14 protein-coding genes are annotated in these 16,136 nt (G+C 52.4%); 2 read left to right on the top strand and 12 right to left on the bottom strand.

The window, feature by feature from the left end; genetic code table 11:
• Window positions 1-4 precede the first annotated feature (4 nt).
• The 5 genes from JNUCC32_RS28720 to JNUCC32_RS28700 all read right to left on the bottom strand — a co-directional run bounded on the left by JNUCC32_RS28720 (window position 5) and on the right by JNUCC32_RS28700 (window position 5,315).
• Window positions 5-1,111 carry an ABC transporter ATP-binding protein gene (locus tag JNUCC32_RS28720; protein ID WP_090913312.1) on the bottom strand — a complete coding sequence of 369 codons (1,107 nt, stop codon included), beginning with the start codon at window positions 1,109-1,111 and terminating at the stop codon, window positions 5-7.
• Window positions 1,112-1,125: 14 nt separating this feature from the next.
• Entirely contained in the window at window positions 1,126-1,959 is an 834-nt protein-coding gene (locus tag JNUCC32_RS28715; RefSeq protein WP_009590118.1) for a carbohydrate ABC transporter permease, read from the bottom strand.
• A 31-nt stretch (window positions 1,960-1,990) separates the two neighbouring features.
• A complete protein-coding gene (locus tag JNUCC32_RS28710) occupies window positions 1,991-2,908 on the bottom strand; it encodes a carbohydrate ABC transporter permease (RefSeq protein WP_009590108.1) in 918 nt (305 codons plus the stop codon).
• 130 nt (window positions 2,909-3,038) lie between these two features.
• Window positions 3,039-4,433 carry an ABC transporter substrate-binding protein gene (locus JNUCC32_RS28705; RefSeq protein WP_009590111.1) on the bottom strand — a complete coding sequence of 465 codons (1,395 nt, stop codon included), beginning with the start codon at window positions 4,431-4,433 and terminating at the stop codon, window positions 3,039-3,041.
• Window positions 4,434-4,478: 45 nt separating this feature from the next.
• Window positions 4,479-5,315, bottom strand: a complete 837-nt coding sequence (locus tag JNUCC32_RS28700) for a MurR/RpiR family transcriptional regulator (protein ID WP_036663781.1) — start codon at window positions 5,313-5,315, stop codon at window positions 4,479-4,481.
• A 225-nt stretch (window positions 5,316-5,540) separates the two neighbouring features.
• Here JNUCC32_RS28700 and JNUCC32_RS28695 point away from each other — a divergent pair, with 225 nt between their 5' ends.
• Both JNUCC32_RS28695 and murQ read left to right on the top strand, forming a co-directional pair.
• Window positions 5,541-6,497, top strand: a complete 957-nt coding sequence (locus JNUCC32_RS28695) for a BadF/BadG/BcrA/BcrD ATPase family protein (RefSeq protein ID WP_192570519.1) — start codon at window positions 5,541-5,543, stop codon at window positions 6,495-6,497.
• 55 nt (window positions 6,498-6,552) lie between these two features.
• On the top strand, window positions 6,553-7,464 hold the full coding sequence (gene murQ, locus JNUCC32_RS28690; RefSeq protein ID WP_192570518.1) for an N-acetylmuramic acid 6-phosphate etherase: 912 nt from the start codon (window positions 6,553-6,555) through the stop codon (window positions 7,462-7,464).
• 250 nt (window positions 7,465-7,714) lie between these two features.
• On the opposite strand, the gene JNUCC32_RS28685 is transcribed toward murQ, so the two are convergent.
• From JNUCC32_RS28685 to deoC, 7 genes are all read right to left on the bottom strand, one after another.
• On the bottom strand, window positions 7,715-8,578 hold the full coding sequence (locus JNUCC32_RS28685) for an SDR family oxidoreductase (protein ID WP_192570517.1): 864 nt from the start codon (window positions 8,576-8,578) through the stop codon (window positions 7,715-7,717).
• Between the two features lie 348 nt (window positions 8,579-8,926).
• Window positions 8,927-9,889, bottom strand: a complete 963-nt coding sequence (locus tag JNUCC32_RS28680; protein ID WP_036663778.1) for an MraY family glycosyltransferase — start codon at window positions 9,887-9,889, stop codon at window positions 8,927-8,929.
• 526 nt (window positions 9,890-10,415) lie between these two features.
• Entirely contained in the window at window positions 10,416-11,717 is a 1,302-nt protein-coding gene (locus JNUCC32_RS28675; protein WP_096776890.1) for a pyrimidine-nucleoside phosphorylase, read from the bottom strand.
• 177 nt (window positions 11,718-11,894) lie between these two features.
• Window positions 11,895-12,602 carry a purine-nucleoside phosphorylase gene (gene deoD, locus JNUCC32_RS28670; RefSeq protein WP_009589537.1) on the bottom strand — a complete coding sequence of 236 codons (708 nt, stop codon included), beginning with the start codon at window positions 12,600-12,602 and terminating at the stop codon, window positions 11,895-11,897.
• Between the two features lie 23 nt (window positions 12,603-12,625).
• Window positions 12,626-13,804 carry a phosphopentomutase gene (gene deoB / locus JNUCC32_RS28665; RefSeq protein ID WP_192570516.1) on the bottom strand — a complete coding sequence of 393 codons (1,179 nt, stop codon included), beginning with the start codon at window positions 13,802-13,804 and terminating at the stop codon, window positions 12,626-12,628.
• 83 nt (window positions 13,805-13,887) lie between these two features.
• Entirely contained in the window at window positions 13,888-15,066 is a 1,179-nt protein-coding gene (locus JNUCC32_RS28660) for a NupC/NupG family nucleoside CNT transporter (RefSeq protein ID WP_192570515.1), read from the bottom strand.
• A gap of 84 nt (window positions 15,067-15,150) precedes the next feature.
• A complete protein-coding gene (gene deoC / locus JNUCC32_RS28655) occupies window positions 15,151-15,816 on the bottom strand; it encodes a deoxyribose-phosphate aldolase (RefSeq protein ID WP_192570514.1) in 666 nt (221 codons plus the stop codon).
• Window positions 15,817-16,136: the final 320 nt, after the last annotated feature.

Raw genomic sequence — 16,136 nt, 5'->3', positions numbered from 1 at the left:
TTGTTTACCAATCGATACGCTGCTCCGTCTCAGGATCGAAGAAATGCACTTTATCGAAATTGAAAATGAAGGTTTTGTCCATGCCCGGATAACCCGTCGTTTCCGGATGAACCTTCGCGGTCACGGTCCGGTTGCCTACGCGGAAGTACACCAGATTCTCCGAGCCGAGATGTTCAACGACCTGGACCTTCGTGGAATACTTGTAATTCAGATTGGTCGTGCCCGGCAGATCCTCGCCGGTGATATGCTCGGGACGAATCCCCAGAATCAGATGCCTGTTGTCGTATTTGCTTAGGGCACCGGCCATCGAATCCGGAATGGTGAATGTCCCGCCTTCCATCCGGAGAACATTTCCTTCCTTCTGCACGTCGATGAAGTTCATCGGCGGGGATCCGATAAAGCCGGCTACGAACATATTCTGCGGATTCGCATACAGCTCGGTCGGTGAGGCGATCTGCTGGATAATGCCGTTATTCATTACAACGATCCGCTCACCGAGCGTCATCGCTTCAACCTGATCATGCGTGACGTATACGATGGTAGCTTCCAGGCGCTTGTGCAGCTCGGACAGCTCTACCCGCATTTGCACGCGAAGCTTCGCATCCAGGTTCGACAGCGGCTCGTCAAACAGGAATACCTGCGGGTCGCGCACGATCGCCCGCCCTACCGCAACACGCTGACGCTGTCCGCCGGACAGCTCGCGCGGCTTCCGGTCGATCATCGACTCCAGGCCGAGAATGGAGGCTGCCTGCGATACCTTTTGCTCGATGTAAGCCTTGGGCTTCTTCAGGTTCTTCAAACCGAAGGAGAGGTTCTCGCGGATCGTCATATGCGGATACAGCGCATAATCCTGGAACACCATGGCAATGTCGCGGTCTTTCGGATGCAGATTGTTGACCACCCGGTCCCCGATGATGATGTCGCCGGACGTTTGACGTTCAAGCCCCGCAATCATACGCAGCGAGGTGGTTTTGCCGCAGCCGGACGGACCGACGAATACCACGAACTCTTTATCATTGATCACAAAGTCCGACCCCGCTACAGCGGTAAACGTCCCTTTGTTGTCGTCTACAAATTCTTTTCGTATATTTCGGAATTCTACGCGTGCCATAACTTTGCCTCCTTCTAGCCTTTAACGGCTCCAATGGTGATGCCTTGCAGGAAATAGCGCTGAAGCGAGAAGAACAGGATCATCATCGGCAGTGCCGCGACGGTTGCTCCAGCCATAAGTGCGCCGAAATCGGTCGTGTCCGCATAGACGAAGGAAGCAAGACCGACCTGAATCGTCCTCATTTCCGTCGAGTTGGTCACGAGGAAGGGCCAGAAGAAATCATTCCATGATGCAACGAACGTGAATATCGCAAGCACCGCAAGACCCGGCTTCGCCATCGGAAGAATGACCTTCCAGAAGATGCCGAATTCGCCGCAAGCGTCGATGCGCGCCGCATGGATCAAAGAGGTAGGCAGCGATGACATGTACTGCTTCATCAAGAAAATGTTGCCCACGCTTACGATTCCGGGAAGAAGAATCGCCGTGTATGTATTCCCGAGATCAAATACGTCGATCATCAAAATGTAAAGCGGAATCAGCGTCACCTGCGCCGGGATCATCATCGTGCTGAGCAAAATCCAGAATACCGCTTTGTTCCCCGGAAACTTCAGCTTCGCAAAAGCATACCCTGCAAGCGAAGCCAGGAATACGTTGGTCACCGTCAGGATGGATGAGATCAATAAGGAGTTAAAGAGCCACCTCATGACGTCGGTTTTGCCAAAAAAACGCTCGTACGGGGCTACGGAGAATACCTCCGGTATCATTTTCGGGATAAACGATGCCGCTGACTTGGTGTCCTGTACTGAGCCGATCAGCATCCAGTACATCGGAATGATCGTCAGAACGCTCCATACCACCAGAATGACCGAGGCCACAATCAGCATGATCACTTTTGATCTTGATTTCATAGGTGCACCCCCTTAGCTTCAAAAATAGGCCTTAGTACTCCACGTCGGACGAGAAGTATTTGAATTGAATGATGGAAATGACAATAATCAAGGCAGCCAGAACAAAAGATTGCGCCGCCGCAAGTCCGAATTCGTAGAAATTGAACGCCGTGCTGTAAATCAGATAGGCGATGGTTGTCGTCGCGAAGTTCGGTCCGCCCTGCGTCATCAGGTACACCGAGATGAACACCTGGAAAGACGTAATGACGCCCGTCACCAGCAGATACAGGGTGGTCGGTTTCATCAGCGGCCACGTAATGCGCCAGAATTTGGACCAACCGCTGGCATGGTCGATGTCCGCGGCTTCATAGAGCGATTTCGGAATCCCGCCCATGGCGGCCAAATAGAGAATAATGCCCGCGCCATGCGAACCGAGCCAGTTCATCAGAATGAGCGAAAAGAGCGCCGTGTTCGATTTGCCGAGCCATATGACCGGATCGAATCCGAACAAACCGATGAAACGGTTCAGCAGCCCGGCTTGGGTCGGATCGTAGATCGCGAGCCATACCACCGATATGGTGACCCCGGAGGCAACGGCCGGCAAATACATCGTAGCCTTGAAGAAGGTCTGCCATTTATTTTTCATCTGAAAAATAAAAAAGGATAATGCATACGTGATGACAATGTTGACCGGAACGGTACCGATCGTGAAGATGACCGTATTCCTCATGGATTTCCAGAACACTTCATCCTGTACCATCCGTGTGTAGTTGTCTGCTCCAATCCATTCGGAGCCCATCACGCTGTATTCCTGAAAGCTCATCAGAAAAGCGGACGCGACAGGGTAGAGCGTGAATATCAAAAACAACAGTACGGGAGCCAGAATGAATAAATACGCCCATCCATATTCTCGTATGTACCCCTTCATGGGGGGACGTGATGGCCGAGCTTGCGCCGGGGCAGTCTGCATGTGATTTCCTCCTTTGCGCACAGGTGAAGTATTTTCATGAAGCCTTATAGAGTCTGGAGCGATTGGTTTAAAAAGGGAGTGCCCCGATCGTTCCTGCTAAGGACAACGGGACACCCCCTTATAACTTCAATTACTGTCCTAAAATTTGTTTGCCTTTGTCCTTGAAGTCTTGTGCGATCTGCTCCGGCGTCTTCTCGCCAGAGAACAGCGCTTGAATGTTCGGCTTCACCACTTGCTCCTTGAATTTCTTCTGGTTGCCCGAAGCATCCGCATCGAGATTCAAAGTCACCGGAATTTCCTTGAAGTTCGCGAAAATTTCCGCTGCTTTAATGGTAGATTCCGTACCGAGCCCTTTGCCTTCATAAAACTCCGCTTGGGATTTACGAACGAAAGGCAGCACCAGTTCATTCGCGGAATTACCGGCTTTCGCGCCGCTCAGTCCTTCCATGATCAGGAACGTGTTCTTTGCATGCTCTTCGCCTTTATCCTTCTTCTGTTTGAACGCTACGTAGCCTTCGCCAAACATGGAGGTCTTGCGCTCAGCCCCGTCATTATGCGGAACCGGCAGCAGGACGAAGTCGATTTTCGCGCCTTGGACCGTACCGCTGTCAATATCCTTCGCGCGGTTCTGCAGCATCACGTCATAGTAAGGGATCGCCTTGGACACGATCGCGGCTTCTTCGGCATAGAACAGGTCCATCCGTTTCGCCGGCGTAATCGCGGCAGTCTCGGCAGGCAGATGTCCGGCTTTCATCAGATCGGACACGAACGTCATCGTATCCAGGATCCGCTCGTCATTCCATTGGAACTCTCCCTTGTCGTTCAGAACGTCAGGCATGCCGTTGCTGCGTGTCAGCATTTCCATGAAGTCCAGGGAAGTACCGTCCGTCACCAGCGCATACTGCGTATTGCCGTTCGGAAGTTTCTTGGTCAGCTTCTCGGCAGCAGCCTTGAACTCGGTCCAAGTCCAGCCGTTCTCTTGAATAGCCTTCCAGTCGATGCCTGCTTCTTCGAGAATCTTCTTGTTGCCGCCCCAAGCCCAGAGGGATTGGTACAGCGGGAGACCATACTGCTTGCCCTGGATTTGACCCAGCTCAAGCGTTCCCGGCAGGTAGTCGTTCTTGATTTCATCCGTAATATAAGGGGTCAGTTCCAGTGCCAGGCCCGTATCCACATAAGCTCCATCCACCGCGTGGAAGTATAGGTCAGGCGGGTTGCCGGCATTCAAGGCGACGTCGAACTTCTTCGGGCCTTCAGCCCAGGAGAGCACTTCGGTTTGTACGGTAATATGCGGATATTTCTCCTTCAGATCCGCCACATGCTCTTTCAATTCATCTTCGTATTTACCATGTACCGGATAAGTCCAGACAACGACCGTGTCCTGCTTTGGCGCAGCTTCGCCGTTTCCTTCCGAAGCCGTTCCGCTTCCGCCTTCCGGTGCCTTCGCTCCGCCGGAACCGCCGCAAGCCGCGGTAAACACGAGCATCAAAGAAGCCAACAATGTAAGCCAACCTTTTTTCTTCATGTACTACTCCCCTTATCATTTATATATTTGTGGTTTCGCTATGAACTACAAACGCTTGATCGCTCGCCGGCTTTCATCCAGGTATTTCACTGAATTCTCGTAATTCCGGCTGGCGACGCCAAGATATAAAATATCGATAAGATTAAGCTGCGTAATACGAGAGGACATCGCGCCACTGCGAATCTCGTTCTCCGTCGAGGAGGTGTACAAAGGGATGTCGACCGATCGGCTCAAGGTAGAATCTCCGTATTTGGTAATGCCTATCGTCTTGCACCCCTTCTCCTTGGCAATGGCTGCTGCGCGGATCACCTCGTCCGTTTCACCGGAATAGGAAATGCATACGGCCGCATCTTCCGGAGTCAGCAGCACCGCCGAGGTGAGCTGAACATGAGGGTCCGGAAAAGATATGCATACCTTATTGATCCGCAAAAATTTCTGCTGGGCATCCATCCCGATCAGATTGGAAGCCCCTACCCCAAACATGAAAATGCGCTTCGACTGATCGAGGGCCAGAACGGCCTCTTCCACCATCCCTTCCTCCATAATCTTCATCGTATCCCGAATCGATTGAATGTTATTGTTCGAGACGTTCTGTATAATTGCAGAAATGCTGTCATTGGGCCGGATATCCTGATATCCGGTGGCTAATGGCTCCTGCAAGTCTCCGGCTACCTTCAGCTTCAGATCCTGATAGCCTTTGAATCCCATCGTTTTGCACAGGCGCACAATGGCTGCCTGACTGGAGCCGCTTCGGACAGCAAGATCCGCCACCGACATTTGTATCATCTCTGCCGGCTCCTGCAAAATGAAGGCTGCAACCTTGCGCTCGGACGGATTTAATGAATCATACACCTCGCGCAATCGAACCAATCCGCCGTTCATTTCTTGCCCCCCTTTTCAAATCATCCTCTGATGGTCACTACTATGTAATATTACTTTACACATCTTGAATGAAAGCATGACTGGTATCGCTTTCACTATCAGTGGATTGAGTTTATTATAAATTGTATGAAATTATATTTCAATACATAATTCATGATTTAAAATTTTATTTTACAACACCTGGTTTTTCTCCTATACTGGATATAGAAAGCGAAGTGGTTCAATATGGAAATTTTTATCGGTGTCGATGGCGGCGGTACAAAGACCGAAGCAACCGCTATCAATAGCGCTGGAGAAGTGTTGTCCCGTTTTACCGGAGGTTCCACCAATCCTTACATTGTAACATTCGATAAAGCGATGGAGGAACTCCAAACCGTGTTGGATGAGCTCCTGTCCCCCCTTTTTAATAAGTCGTATTTATTAACATCAATATGTCTTGGTATGTCAGGTATAAGTTCGGTTGAGGAGCGGCAGCGTGTACAATCTCACCTGCGTTCCTACTTCCGGCAGCGGCAGCTCTCGTTGCGTATTTACATGCGTTCGGAAGCCGAAATTTCATTGATGGCGGTACTGGGGCGTCAGCATGGAATACTCGCAATCTCAGGAACTGGCTCCAATACCTACGGCATCACCCAATCGGGAGACATCCACCGCGTCGGTGGTTGGGGACATCTTCTCGGAGATGAAGGCAGCGGTTATCAGATCGGACTTCAGACTCTGAAATCCGTGATCAAGAGCCATGAAGGCATAACGCCCCCCACCCTCATGAGCAGCCTGATCGTTGCAGCCTACCCGATCCGGCATATTACCGACCTCAAATCTTACATTTACCAGCCCGCTATAACGAAACAGGATATCGCCTCCTTCGCCCGCTGCTGCATCGAGGCAGCCGACGCCGGCGATGAAACGGCACTACGCATTATCAGGCAGCAGGCCGAAGAGCTGGCCGATACCACTTGCGCGCTCATTCGACAGAACGCCGAATTCGCCGAGAGCGAGCTTGTGGGAATCGGCTCGATTTTCAGGCATTCACGATGGTTCCGGGAGACGTACACCAGCCTTATGCTTACACGTTACCCCCTGCTCCGTTTCCCTGAAGGAAACCGTGAGCGAACGCCCGCGCAGGGCGGGGCCCTGTTGGCCTGCAAGCTATTTACTGACGGCGTCTCTGACTTGCTGTAGCTTCCACATCATCAGTGCCCGTCCATATTCCAAGGCAAAAAAGGAGACCTGTCTCATGACGAATATTCTAAGTCAATTGACAACCGAACAGCCTCACGAAAATACCCAGAACATTGATCAGTTGAGCTCGGAACAAATCATGATCCTCATCAACAATGAAGATAGCCTGATCACCGATGCGATTCGCGAACTCATTCCTCTGATTGCCAGGGCGGCCGATCACGTTGTCGATGCTTTCCAGAAGGGCGGCAGATTGTTTTACATCGGTGCGGGGACCAGCGGTCGCATCGGGATTCTGGACGCATCCGAGTGCCCGCCTACCTATGGAACGGACCCGTCCATGGTGCAGGGGTTGATTGCCGGCGGCTTCAAGGCCGTCAAAGAGGCCATCGAAGGCGCTGAGGATAGCGAAGAGCTCGGCGAGCAGGATATCAATGAAAACGGTATCAACGAGAAGGACGTCGTTCTTGGCATCGCTGCAAGCGGGCGCACGCCGTATGTCCTTGGCGCCATGAGACGCGCCAAGGAAAGAGGGGCCGTTGTTATCGGTTTGTGCAACAATTACGAATCGCCGATGCATCAGTATGCCGAATTCGTGATCGAGGCCGTCGTGGGTCCCGAGGTCATCATGGGCTCCACGCGCATGAAGGCCGGCACCTCTCAGAAGCTGATTCTGAACATGCTGACGACAACCGCCATGATTCGGATCGGCAAGGTGTACAAAAACCTGATGGTTGACCTCAACCCGTCGAACAATAAGCTGGTCCATCGCGCCAAGCGCATCATTACCCTGGCAACGGGAGCATCGGAGGAGGCCGTGGAGAAGGCATACCATGAAGCCGGCGCCCATGTCAAAACCGCGATCGTAATGCTGCTTGCCAACGTCAGTGCCGCGGAAGCCTCCAAGCTTCTTGACGGTACCAGCGGGTTTGTGCGCAGCGCGATCGATATGAAAACAACGAAATAACATAACGTGTGCTTATGTGCGAACTATGGCACCCGTCGTGAAATGTTAAACGGGATATCCCAGGTCCGGTCGATCTGGAGGATATCCCGTTTATTTGTTTGCCAGCCTTGGACCTTTATGTACCGATAGACGTCATCTTATTGATGGGCCGACGGGTTTCATCGTTCATGGATGCCCGTTCTGCCCCATCGGATCGTTAGGCTTCAGCCCCTCGCGAAACCTGGACTTCTTGTAAACAACCGTGGGTTCATCACTCCTTGTCCGATGCCCGGCCGACCTGTTGTTCGCTCCATTCCCACAGGCGCGCAGCCAGCTTCGGATCCCTTGCCTTCTCGGTCGTTTTGGCCGGTTTGCATTTGACGTAGTATTCCCCTGACACATGCTCCACTTCTGGGCTTGATGCCAGGTAAATCGCTGTCCGGGCTCCTTCGAGCGGGGTTAAGAAGAAGGGACGAAGCAGCTTATGAACGGCTTTGCCGAAGCCTGTATCCCGGTTCACGCCGATGCTGGTGCTGACGGCGCCCGGATGAAGCGCATTAACCGTTATCCTTGTCGGCTGCAGCCTGCGGGCCAGCTCTTTGGTGAATAAAATGTTAGCCAGTTTGGACTGCGCGTAACCCTTGGCCACATTGAAGCCCTTCCCAAGATTCGGATCATCGAAGTGGATGCTGCCCACCTTGTGCGCTCCGGAGGAAACGTTCACGACCCTCCCCTGCCTGGCACGCTGAAGGGGCTCCAGCAGCTCGTTCGTTAGCAAAAAATGCCCCAGATGGTTGACTCCGATCATCGCTTCGAATCCGTCCTTCGTCAGTTCCCGCTGAATGGTGACCACGCCGGCGTTATTCACCAGAACGTCAAGCTGCTCGTATTTGGCCTTATATTCGGAAGCAAATGCCCTAATGCTGTCAAAAGACCCCAAATCCAGCGACATCAGCTCGATGTTCGAGCTGCCGCTCTCCTGCTGCGCCTGGCGAAGAGCCTCTTCGCCCCTGGCCCGACTACGGCAGGCCATAATCACGTGCGCTCCGCCTTTTGCCAGCTCCGACGTCGTTGCCAGGCCCATGCCGGAGTTGGCTCCTGTTACGATGACGATCTTTCCTGTCATGTCATTCATCCCGCTGACCTCCTGTTCGTATCCTTCTACCATTGTAATAAGAAAAACGTCTATCGACGTACTTTCTCAGAAGACAGACCGCATTTAGCGGAAGTTTTTCTTGCGATATAGAATTTCATCAGCGTAGCTGATAACTTATAAATTCTATATCTATAACAAAAACGTCTATCGACGACTTTCTCAGAAGACAGACCGCAATTAGCGGAAGTTTTTCTTGCGAGACAAGGATGGTAAGCCTCCGAAGTTTATACTTTCTTATCTCTAAAAAAAAAGTCCCGCCACCAACATCGATCTGGAGACGAGACTTCAATTACGTACTGAAGAAAGCTTATGCCAGGCTTATACGCCTCAAGCGCCGCCGTTCATGGCGAGTATGATCGCAGCCAGTCCGAAGCACAGGTTCAGCAGGCATAGGAATACCAGCGTCTGCTTCTGGTTGAGCCCCGTTGCCAGCAAACGATAATGGGCCTGGGAAGCATCGGCCTGATAGATCGGCTTGGATTGAAGCATTCGGCGGATGACCACGATGATATTATCGAAGATCGGCACGCCCAGCGCAAAGATGGGAACGAACAAGGACGCCAGGGTTGCACCCTTAAACGCGCCGTCCAGAGCAATAATCCCAAGGATGAACCCGAGGAAGGTAGCGCCGGCATCCCCCATGAACACTCTGGCCGGCGGCTTGTTGTACCTTAAATATCCCAGCGCGGCTCCTACGAGTATGACGGCGAGCAAGGCGGATTCGCCTCGGCCCATCGTAATCGCGACAACAAACAGCGTACCTCCGGATATGGCGGAGAGCCCTCCTGCCAGCCCGTCGATGCCGTCCGAGAAGTTAATAACCGTCGTAACGCCGAAGATCCACAGAATCGTTAAGATCAGCTGCAGCCATTCCGGCAAGTTAATATAGTGACCCGTAAACGGATTGTTGAATCCTTCGAACGCGATGCCGTAGCTGTATACAACGACGGCTGCGCTGACCTGTACAATGAGCTTCGGCAGCGAAGCCAGCTCCTTGCCCTGGGACTTATACCAATCGTCCACGAGGCCGATCCCAAGAATCAACGCACTACCGATAAAGATACCTACCACTTCCCTTGAGATGGTACCTGTAAGCGCAAAATAAGTGATGAAAAATCCGATGAATATGGCGACTCCCGCCGTCAGCGGTATCGGCTCGCGGTGTATTTTCCGCTCGCTGTCCGGCCTTGGCTTGTCCACAAAATCAATCTTGATCGCAAGTTTGCGAAATGGCGGAATCAATACCAACACCAGCACCATGGATATGACAAACGCTGCAAAATAGAGCATGGTTTCCTCCCAATGAATGATGAATAATGGAGAACATTGCAATCTAAGTATATGACTTATAGCGAATCCTATCAACCTATCAAAAAGAAAAAGACCGCCGCATCCGTAGAATTTCTACTTAGCAGCAGCCCTTTTCGGACTCATCGGTTAAGACTCCTTCTTCACCGCAAGCCCAATGATCATAACGATAAGTGCCAGCAAAGCAATCAACTGATCGATGGTCATGGCCAAAAGCCTCCTTGAATGGCAGGATGGCTCTTGCCGGACTACGCATCTCCCTCTCCCGTTAAATGCCTTACGTTTTCCCCATTACCATCCTATGAGGGTTCATCCCCCGTTTATGACGATGACCGCCAAAAAAAACTGCCCTCGTTCAGATAACTTTCGAGGGCAGGTTTGCATATCGGCGCAGGCACGGGGGAAGAGGCAGCGCACGGGGTACGAGGTACTCATTCCGGACAGCGTACGAGGCACTCATTCCAAACAGCGCCAGCGTTTAATGGCTCGCTTCGGATCGGGATTCACCTTATTCCGTCACGATGTCATAGATCAATATAGGCGCATCTGCATGATCAGCGATTCGAATGCTTTCATACAGCTTCTGCTTCACGTCGTCCACGTTCTCGCGGTTGGCATGGATCGTGACAAGGGAATCCCCCTTCTTCACGGCATCGCCGACCTTCTTGTTCAGCATCAGGCCTACCGCCAAATCAATTTCAGATTCCTTCGTCGCGCGGCCGGCCCCGAGCAGCATCGCCGCCGTACCGATCTCATCCGCTACCAGCTCGGCGACAACGCCGTCCTGCTGCGCGGGAAGCTCAATGAGATACTGTGCCTTCGGCAGACGGTCAGGATGATCCACCACGGACGAATCTCCGCCCTGGTTCTGGATGAATTCCTTGAACTTCTCCAGTGCCTTGCCGTTGCGAATCACCTCTTTTAGCTTCTCTTCGGCATCTTCGAGCGAGTCGGCCTTCCGGGCCAGATACACCATCTGTCTGCCCAGCGCCAGGCACAGCTCTTCCAGATCCTTCGGACCCTCGCCGCGAAGCGCATCGATCGCTTCCTGCACTTCCAGCGAATTGCCGATCGCGGCCCCAAGCGGTTGGCTCATATCGGAGATGACCGCCATCGTTTTACGGCCGACGTTGTTGCCGATGCTGACCATGGCGTGTGCCAGTTCCTTGGCATCCTCCACCGTTTTCATGAACGCGCCAGCGCCGGTTTTAACGTCCAGCACAATCGCATCCGAACCGGCGGCAATCTTCTTGCTCATGATCGAGCTTGCAATCAGCGGAATGGAATTGACGGTGGCCGTCACATCCCGGAGCGCGTACAGTTTTTTGTCCGCCGGCGTGAGGTTTCCGGTTTGACCGATGACGGCGATTTTATGTTGATTCACAAGGTTCACAAATTCGTCTTTGCTGATCTCCACATGGAAGCCTTCGATGGATTCCAGCTTGTCGATCGTTCCTCCGGTATGGCCGAGGCCGCGTCCGGACATCTTCGCTACCGGAATATCCAGAGCTGCCACGAGCGGAGCCAGCACCAGCGTCGTCGTGTCGCCTACGCCCCCGGTGGAATGCTTATCGACCTTGATCCCCTCAATTGCGGACAGATCAATCGTTTCGCCGGAGTTTACCATCGCCATCGTCAAGTCCGCCCGCTCCCGGTCGGACATGTCCTGGAAATAAATCGCCATGTTCATGGCGCTCACCTGATAGTCGGGAATATCTCCCTTGGTATATCCGTCGATAAAGAAATTGATCTCTTCTGTTGTCAGTTCCTTGCCGTCGCGTTTCTTCGCAATTAAATCAACCATTCTCATCGTACATTCTCCTCACTGTTTGCGATGATTGTATTCCTTTCACGGGAATCACTACAAATACGGACTGTTCTTCTGATCGCCGCTGCCCCCAGACTCCTTATTATTGGAATCCGTGGGCAAAGGCGACCTGGTCGCTTCTCCAAAACAATTCCGCCTTCTGCGCTCAGGGCAGTTTCCTTACAATGAAATCGCCGTATCCAGCGCGACTTCCATCATCTCGTTAAACGTCGTTTGCCGCTCCTCGGAAGAAGTCTCTTCCCCTGTGAGCAAGTGATCGCTCACGGTCAGGATCGTCAGGGCATTCACGCCGAATCGTGCCGCGATCGTGTAGAGCGCCGTCGTCTCCATTTCCACGCCGAGCACGCCATGCTGCATCAGCTTCTCCACCACGGATTTGTCCTCGCGGTAGAACACATCGGACGTGAACACGTTGCCGACATGCATCTTCAGGCCTTTCTCCTTGCCACGCTCATACGCGCCGAGAAGCAGCGGGAAGCTGGCAATCGGGGAGAAATCATAACCGTTGAAGTGGTGACGGTTCATGCCGGAATCCGAGCAAGCCGCCTGGGCCAGGATGACGTCGCGCACCCGGACGTGCTCCTGCATCGCGCCGCAGGTTCCGACGCGGAACAGGTTTTTGACGCCATATTCCCGAATGAGTTCATTGACATAGATCCCGATGGAAGGCACGCCCATACCCGAACCCTGCACGGAAATGCGTTTTCCTTTATAGGTTCCCGTAAATCCGAGCATCCCCCGCACTTCGTTGTAGCAGGTCACGTCCTCCAAATACGTCTCGGCAATGAATTTAGCTCGCAGCGGGTCGCCTGGCAGCAGAATCGACTCCGCGATATCTCCCGGTTTCGCTCCAATATGTGTACTCATGTCCCATTCCTCCACTTGTTCGATTATTTCAAGTCATTCAAAAAGCTGGTTCCGTGCTCCGGCAGCTTCACGCCGAAGTTGTCGGCAACCGTGGCGCCGATGTCGGCAAAGGTCTTGCGAACCGGCAGTTCCTTGCCTTCCGCAAAGCGAGGGGAATATACAAGCAGCGGCACGTATTCTCGCGTATGGTCCGTGCCCTTGTAAGTAGGATCATTCCCGTGGTCGGCCGTGATGATCAGGAGATCGTTCTCCGTCATTTTCTCGAATACCTCCGGCAGGCGCCGATCGTAATCCTCCAGCGCTTGGCCGTATCCTTTCGGGTCGCGGCGGTGTCCGTAGACGGCATCGAAATCCACGAGATTCAGGAAGCTCAACCCCTTGAAGGATTCATCCAGGGTTTGCACCATTTTATCCATGCCGTCCATGTTCGATACGGTTCTGACTGCCTTCGTAATGCCTTCCCCGTCGTAAATATCGGAGATTTTACCGAGGGCGATGACGTCAAGACCGGCATCCTTCATCTCGTTCATCGTCGTACGTCCGAAAGGCTTCAAGGCATAGTCATGCCGATTCGCCGTACGCTTGAAGCTCCCCGCCTCGCCAATAAAAGGACGGGCGATGATCCGGCCGAGCATATACGGATCTTCCAGCGTGATTTCGCGGCAGAACTCGCAGATTTCGTACAGCTCCTTGAGAGGAACCACATCTTCATGAGCAGCGATTTGAAGCACGGAATCGGCAGAGGTATAGATGATCAAAGCCCCTGTTTTTACATGCTCTTCGCCAAGCTCCTCGATAATCTCCGTTCCGCTGGCCGGCTTGTTGCCGATGACCTTCCGTCCGGTTTTCTCTTCGATGCGCTGAATCAGCTCGTCCGGGAACCCGTTCGGGAACACGCGGAATGGCGTATCGATATACAAGCCCATGATCTCCCAATGGCCTGTCATGGTGTCTTTGCCATTCGAAGCTTCCTGCATTTTCGTATAGTAAGCCCGAGGTTGATCCGTTGCAGGGACGCCCTCGATCTCCCGGATGTTGGATAGCCCGAGCGCTGCCATGTTCGGCATGTTCAGCCCGCCGCATTCGCGGGCGATATGCCCCAGCGTGTCGGAGCCGATGTCGTCGAAATCAGCCGCATCCGGTGCTTCCCCGATGCCAACGGAGTCCAATACGATCAAGTGAATTCGGTCAAAACGTTCCATATCCATTGCTCCCCCTCATATATGAGTTGTTAAATCAAACTTATCCATAAGGCTCGCTTGCAGTAGTTCCCTTCCTGCCAGGCTTACAGGAACAGTCCGGTAATCGTAGCCGACAGCACGCTCACCAGCGTCGCGCCGTACAGAAGCTTAAGGCCAAAGCGGGCCACCACGTTCCCCTGCTTCTCGTTCAGGCCTTTGACCGCGCCGGCAATGATGCCGATCGAGGAGAAGTTGGCGAAGGACACCAGGAATACCGATACGATACCTACGGTTCGTTCGGACATATTCGTGAAGTTGGCCAGATCAAGCATCGCGACGAACTCATTCGATACCAGCTTGGTAGCCATGATGCTGCCTGCATCCACCGCCTCTTTCCAAGGCACGCCCATCACAAAAGCGAATGGAGCAAAGATGTAACCTAACAGCTCCTGGAAGGTGATTCCGAAAATCATATCAAAAATGCCGTTGATCATTGCGATCAAAGCAACGAAGCCGAGGAGCATCGCCGCAACGGTAATCGCGACCTTGAAACCATCCATGATGTATTCGCCCAGCATTTCGAAGAAGGATTGCTTCTCCTCCTCCTGCACCTCCAGAATATCCTCTTCCTTCTCCACCTTGTAGGGATTGACGATGGAAGCAATGATAAATCCGCCAAACAGGTTCAATACAAGCGCGGTCACCACATACCGCGGCTCGATCATGGTCATGTATGCGCCGACGATCGACATCGATACCGTGGACATCGCGGAAGCGCAGAGCGTATACATGCGGTGCTTCGGAATTAAGGCGATCTGTTTTTTGACCGAGATAAACACCTCGGATTGCCCCAGGATCGCGGAAGCTACCGCATTGTAAGACTCCAGCTTCCCCATGCCGTTGACTTTACTCAAGACGAGGCCGATATATCTTACGATAAACGGCAGTACCTTAATATATTGAAGTATACCAATCAACGCGGAAATAAACACGATTGGCAACAGGACATTCAGGAAGAACGGACCTGCACCTTCATTGGCAATGCCGCCAAATACAAACTCGATTCCCGCTCCGGCATAGTCAAGCAGCGCTTCAAACGTGCTGGCTATCCCTTTAACAAGATACTCGCCGATGCTTGTGTTCAGCAGAACGAATCCAAGGATCAGCTGCAGCACAATCATGACGGCCAGCGGGCGATAACGAATGTTGCGCTTATCATTGCTGATAAGGAACGCAAGACCGAATACGACCAGCAAACCTAGTATGGCGATTAGAAATTTCATCGTCGATGTTCCCCCATAGGTGAATTTTTTTGATAGATGGCATGACTACCGAAGCATTGAAAACCTTATACTCCAATAAACGATTTAGTAGGAAGAGCTGGATTGGCCGCCCTCCATAATTTTCACGCCGGAGCTGGCTCCGATACGCGTTGCGCCCGCTTCAATCATGCGATCCATGTCTTCCTTGCTGCGCACGCCGCCGGAAGCCTTAACGCCCGTGTTCTCACCGACCGTTTTGCGCATCAAGGCGACATCCTCCGCAGTAGCTCCGCCTGTAGAGAATCCCGTGGAGGTTTTGACAAAATCGGCTCCGGCTTTCACGGACAGCTGGCACGCACGCACCTTTTCTTCTTCTGTCAGAAGGCTTGTCTCAATGATGACCTTGACCAGGGCTTTGCCCTTGGCTGCATCCACGACAGCCTGAATATCTTGCTGCACCAGCTCATCGTTCCGATCTTTCAGCGCCCCGATGTTGATGACCATATCAACCTCCGTAGCCCCGTTAGCGATGGCATCCTTCGCTTCAAAAGCCTTTACGGCCGTCGTGTTAGCCCCCAGCGGGAAGCCGATAACGGTGCATACTTTGACGCTCGTGCCCGCAAGCTGCTCAGCACAGTAGGATACCCAAGTCGGGTTCACGCAAACCGAAGCAAATCCGTACTTTTTGGCCTCATCCGTAATTTTCGTGATCTCGGCCTGGGTTGCATCCGCCTTCAACAGCGTGTGGTCGATCATTCCTGCTATATTCATCTGGTTAAAACACTCCTTATATTGTTTTTATGCAATCTTGTAAAAGCGCTATCATAACGCTCAATCCTTTAGACGGGACCATCATATCATAGCCTTGAACATATGTAAAACATATATTGAAAATATGTTCATTCCGATTTATGGCAATGATATTTATCATTGTTCGCTGAAGGACTATTCATCATTCAGGAATAATCTAACAATTCACGCCGTTTACTATGCTCTATACCCTGTCAGCGTAAACATAAACAGAGAATATTCCTCCCATGCGGCATGGGGAAGCCGATTTCCAATACGCAAAAAAACACCCCGTCCAGACA

Source organism: Paenibacillus sp. JNUCC32 (assembly GCF_014863545.1).
In the GTDB taxonomy this organism is placed as follows: Bacteria; Bacillota; Bacilli; order Paenibacillales; family Paenibacillaceae; genus Paenibacillus_AQ; species Paenibacillus_AQ lautus_A.
Note: the sequence above shows the minus strand (reverse complement) of the source record. Positions and strands in the feature narration are given on the sequence as shown.

What these genes read in the sequence shown, in the direction of transcription:
- JNUCC32_RS28700 (WP_036663781.1), bottom strand. Translation starts at nt 5,315, where the DNA reads ATGAACGGCGGATTGGTTCGATTGCGCGAGGTGTATGATTCATTAAAT.
- JNUCC32_RS28685 (WP_192570517.1), bottom strand. Translation starts at nt 8,578, where the DNA reads ATGAATGACATGACAGGAAAGATCGTCATCGTAACAGGAGCCAACTCC.
- murQ (WP_192570518.1), top strand. Translation starts at nt 6,553, where the DNA reads ATGACGAATATTCTAAGTCAATTGACAACCGAACAGCCTCACGAAAAT.
- JNUCC32_RS28715 (WP_009590118.1), bottom strand. Translation starts at nt 1,959, where the DNA reads ATGAAATCAAGATCAAAAGTGATCATGCTGATTGTGGCCTCGGTCATT.
- deoD (WP_009589537.1), bottom strand. Translation starts at nt 12,602, where the DNA reads ATGAGTACACATATTGGAGCGAAACCGGGAGATATCGCGGAGTCGATT.
- JNUCC32_RS28695 (WP_192570519.1), top strand. Translation starts at nt 5,541, where the DNA reads ATGGAAATTTTTATCGGTGTCGATGGCGGCGGTACAAAGACCGAAGCA.
- JNUCC32_RS28705 (WP_009590111.1), bottom strand. Translation starts at nt 4,433, where the DNA reads ATGAAGAAAAAAGGTTGGCTTACATTGTTGGCTTCTTTGATGCTCGTG.
- deoB (WP_192570516.1), bottom strand. Translation starts at nt 13,804, where the DNA reads ATGGAACGTTTTGACCGAATTCACTTGATCGTATTGGACTCCGTTGGC.
- JNUCC32_RS28710 (WP_009590108.1), bottom strand. Translation starts at nt 2,908, where the DNA reads ATGCAGACTGCCCCGGCGCAAGCTCGGCCATCACGTCCCCCCATGAAG.
- JNUCC32_RS28680 (WP_036663778.1), bottom strand. Translation starts at nt 9,889, where the DNA reads ATGCTCTATTTTGCAGCGTTTGTCATATCCATGGTGCTGGTGTTGGTA.
- JNUCC32_RS28660 (WP_192570515.1), bottom strand. Translation starts at nt 15,066, where the DNA reads ATGAAATTTCTAATCGCCATACTAGGTTTGCTGGTCGTATTCGGTCTT.
- JNUCC32_RS28675 (WP_096776890.1), bottom strand. Translation starts at nt 11,717, where the DNA reads ATGAGAATGGTTGATTTAATTGCGAAGAAACGCGACGGCAAGGAACTG.
- deoC (WP_192570514.1), bottom strand. Translation starts at nt 15,816, where the DNA reads ATGAATATAGCAGGAATGATCGACCACACGCTGTTGAAGGCGGATGCA.
- JNUCC32_RS28720 (WP_090913312.1), bottom strand. Translation starts at nt 1,111, where the DNA reads ATGGCACGCGTAGAATTCCGAAATATACGAAAAGAATTTGTAGACGAC.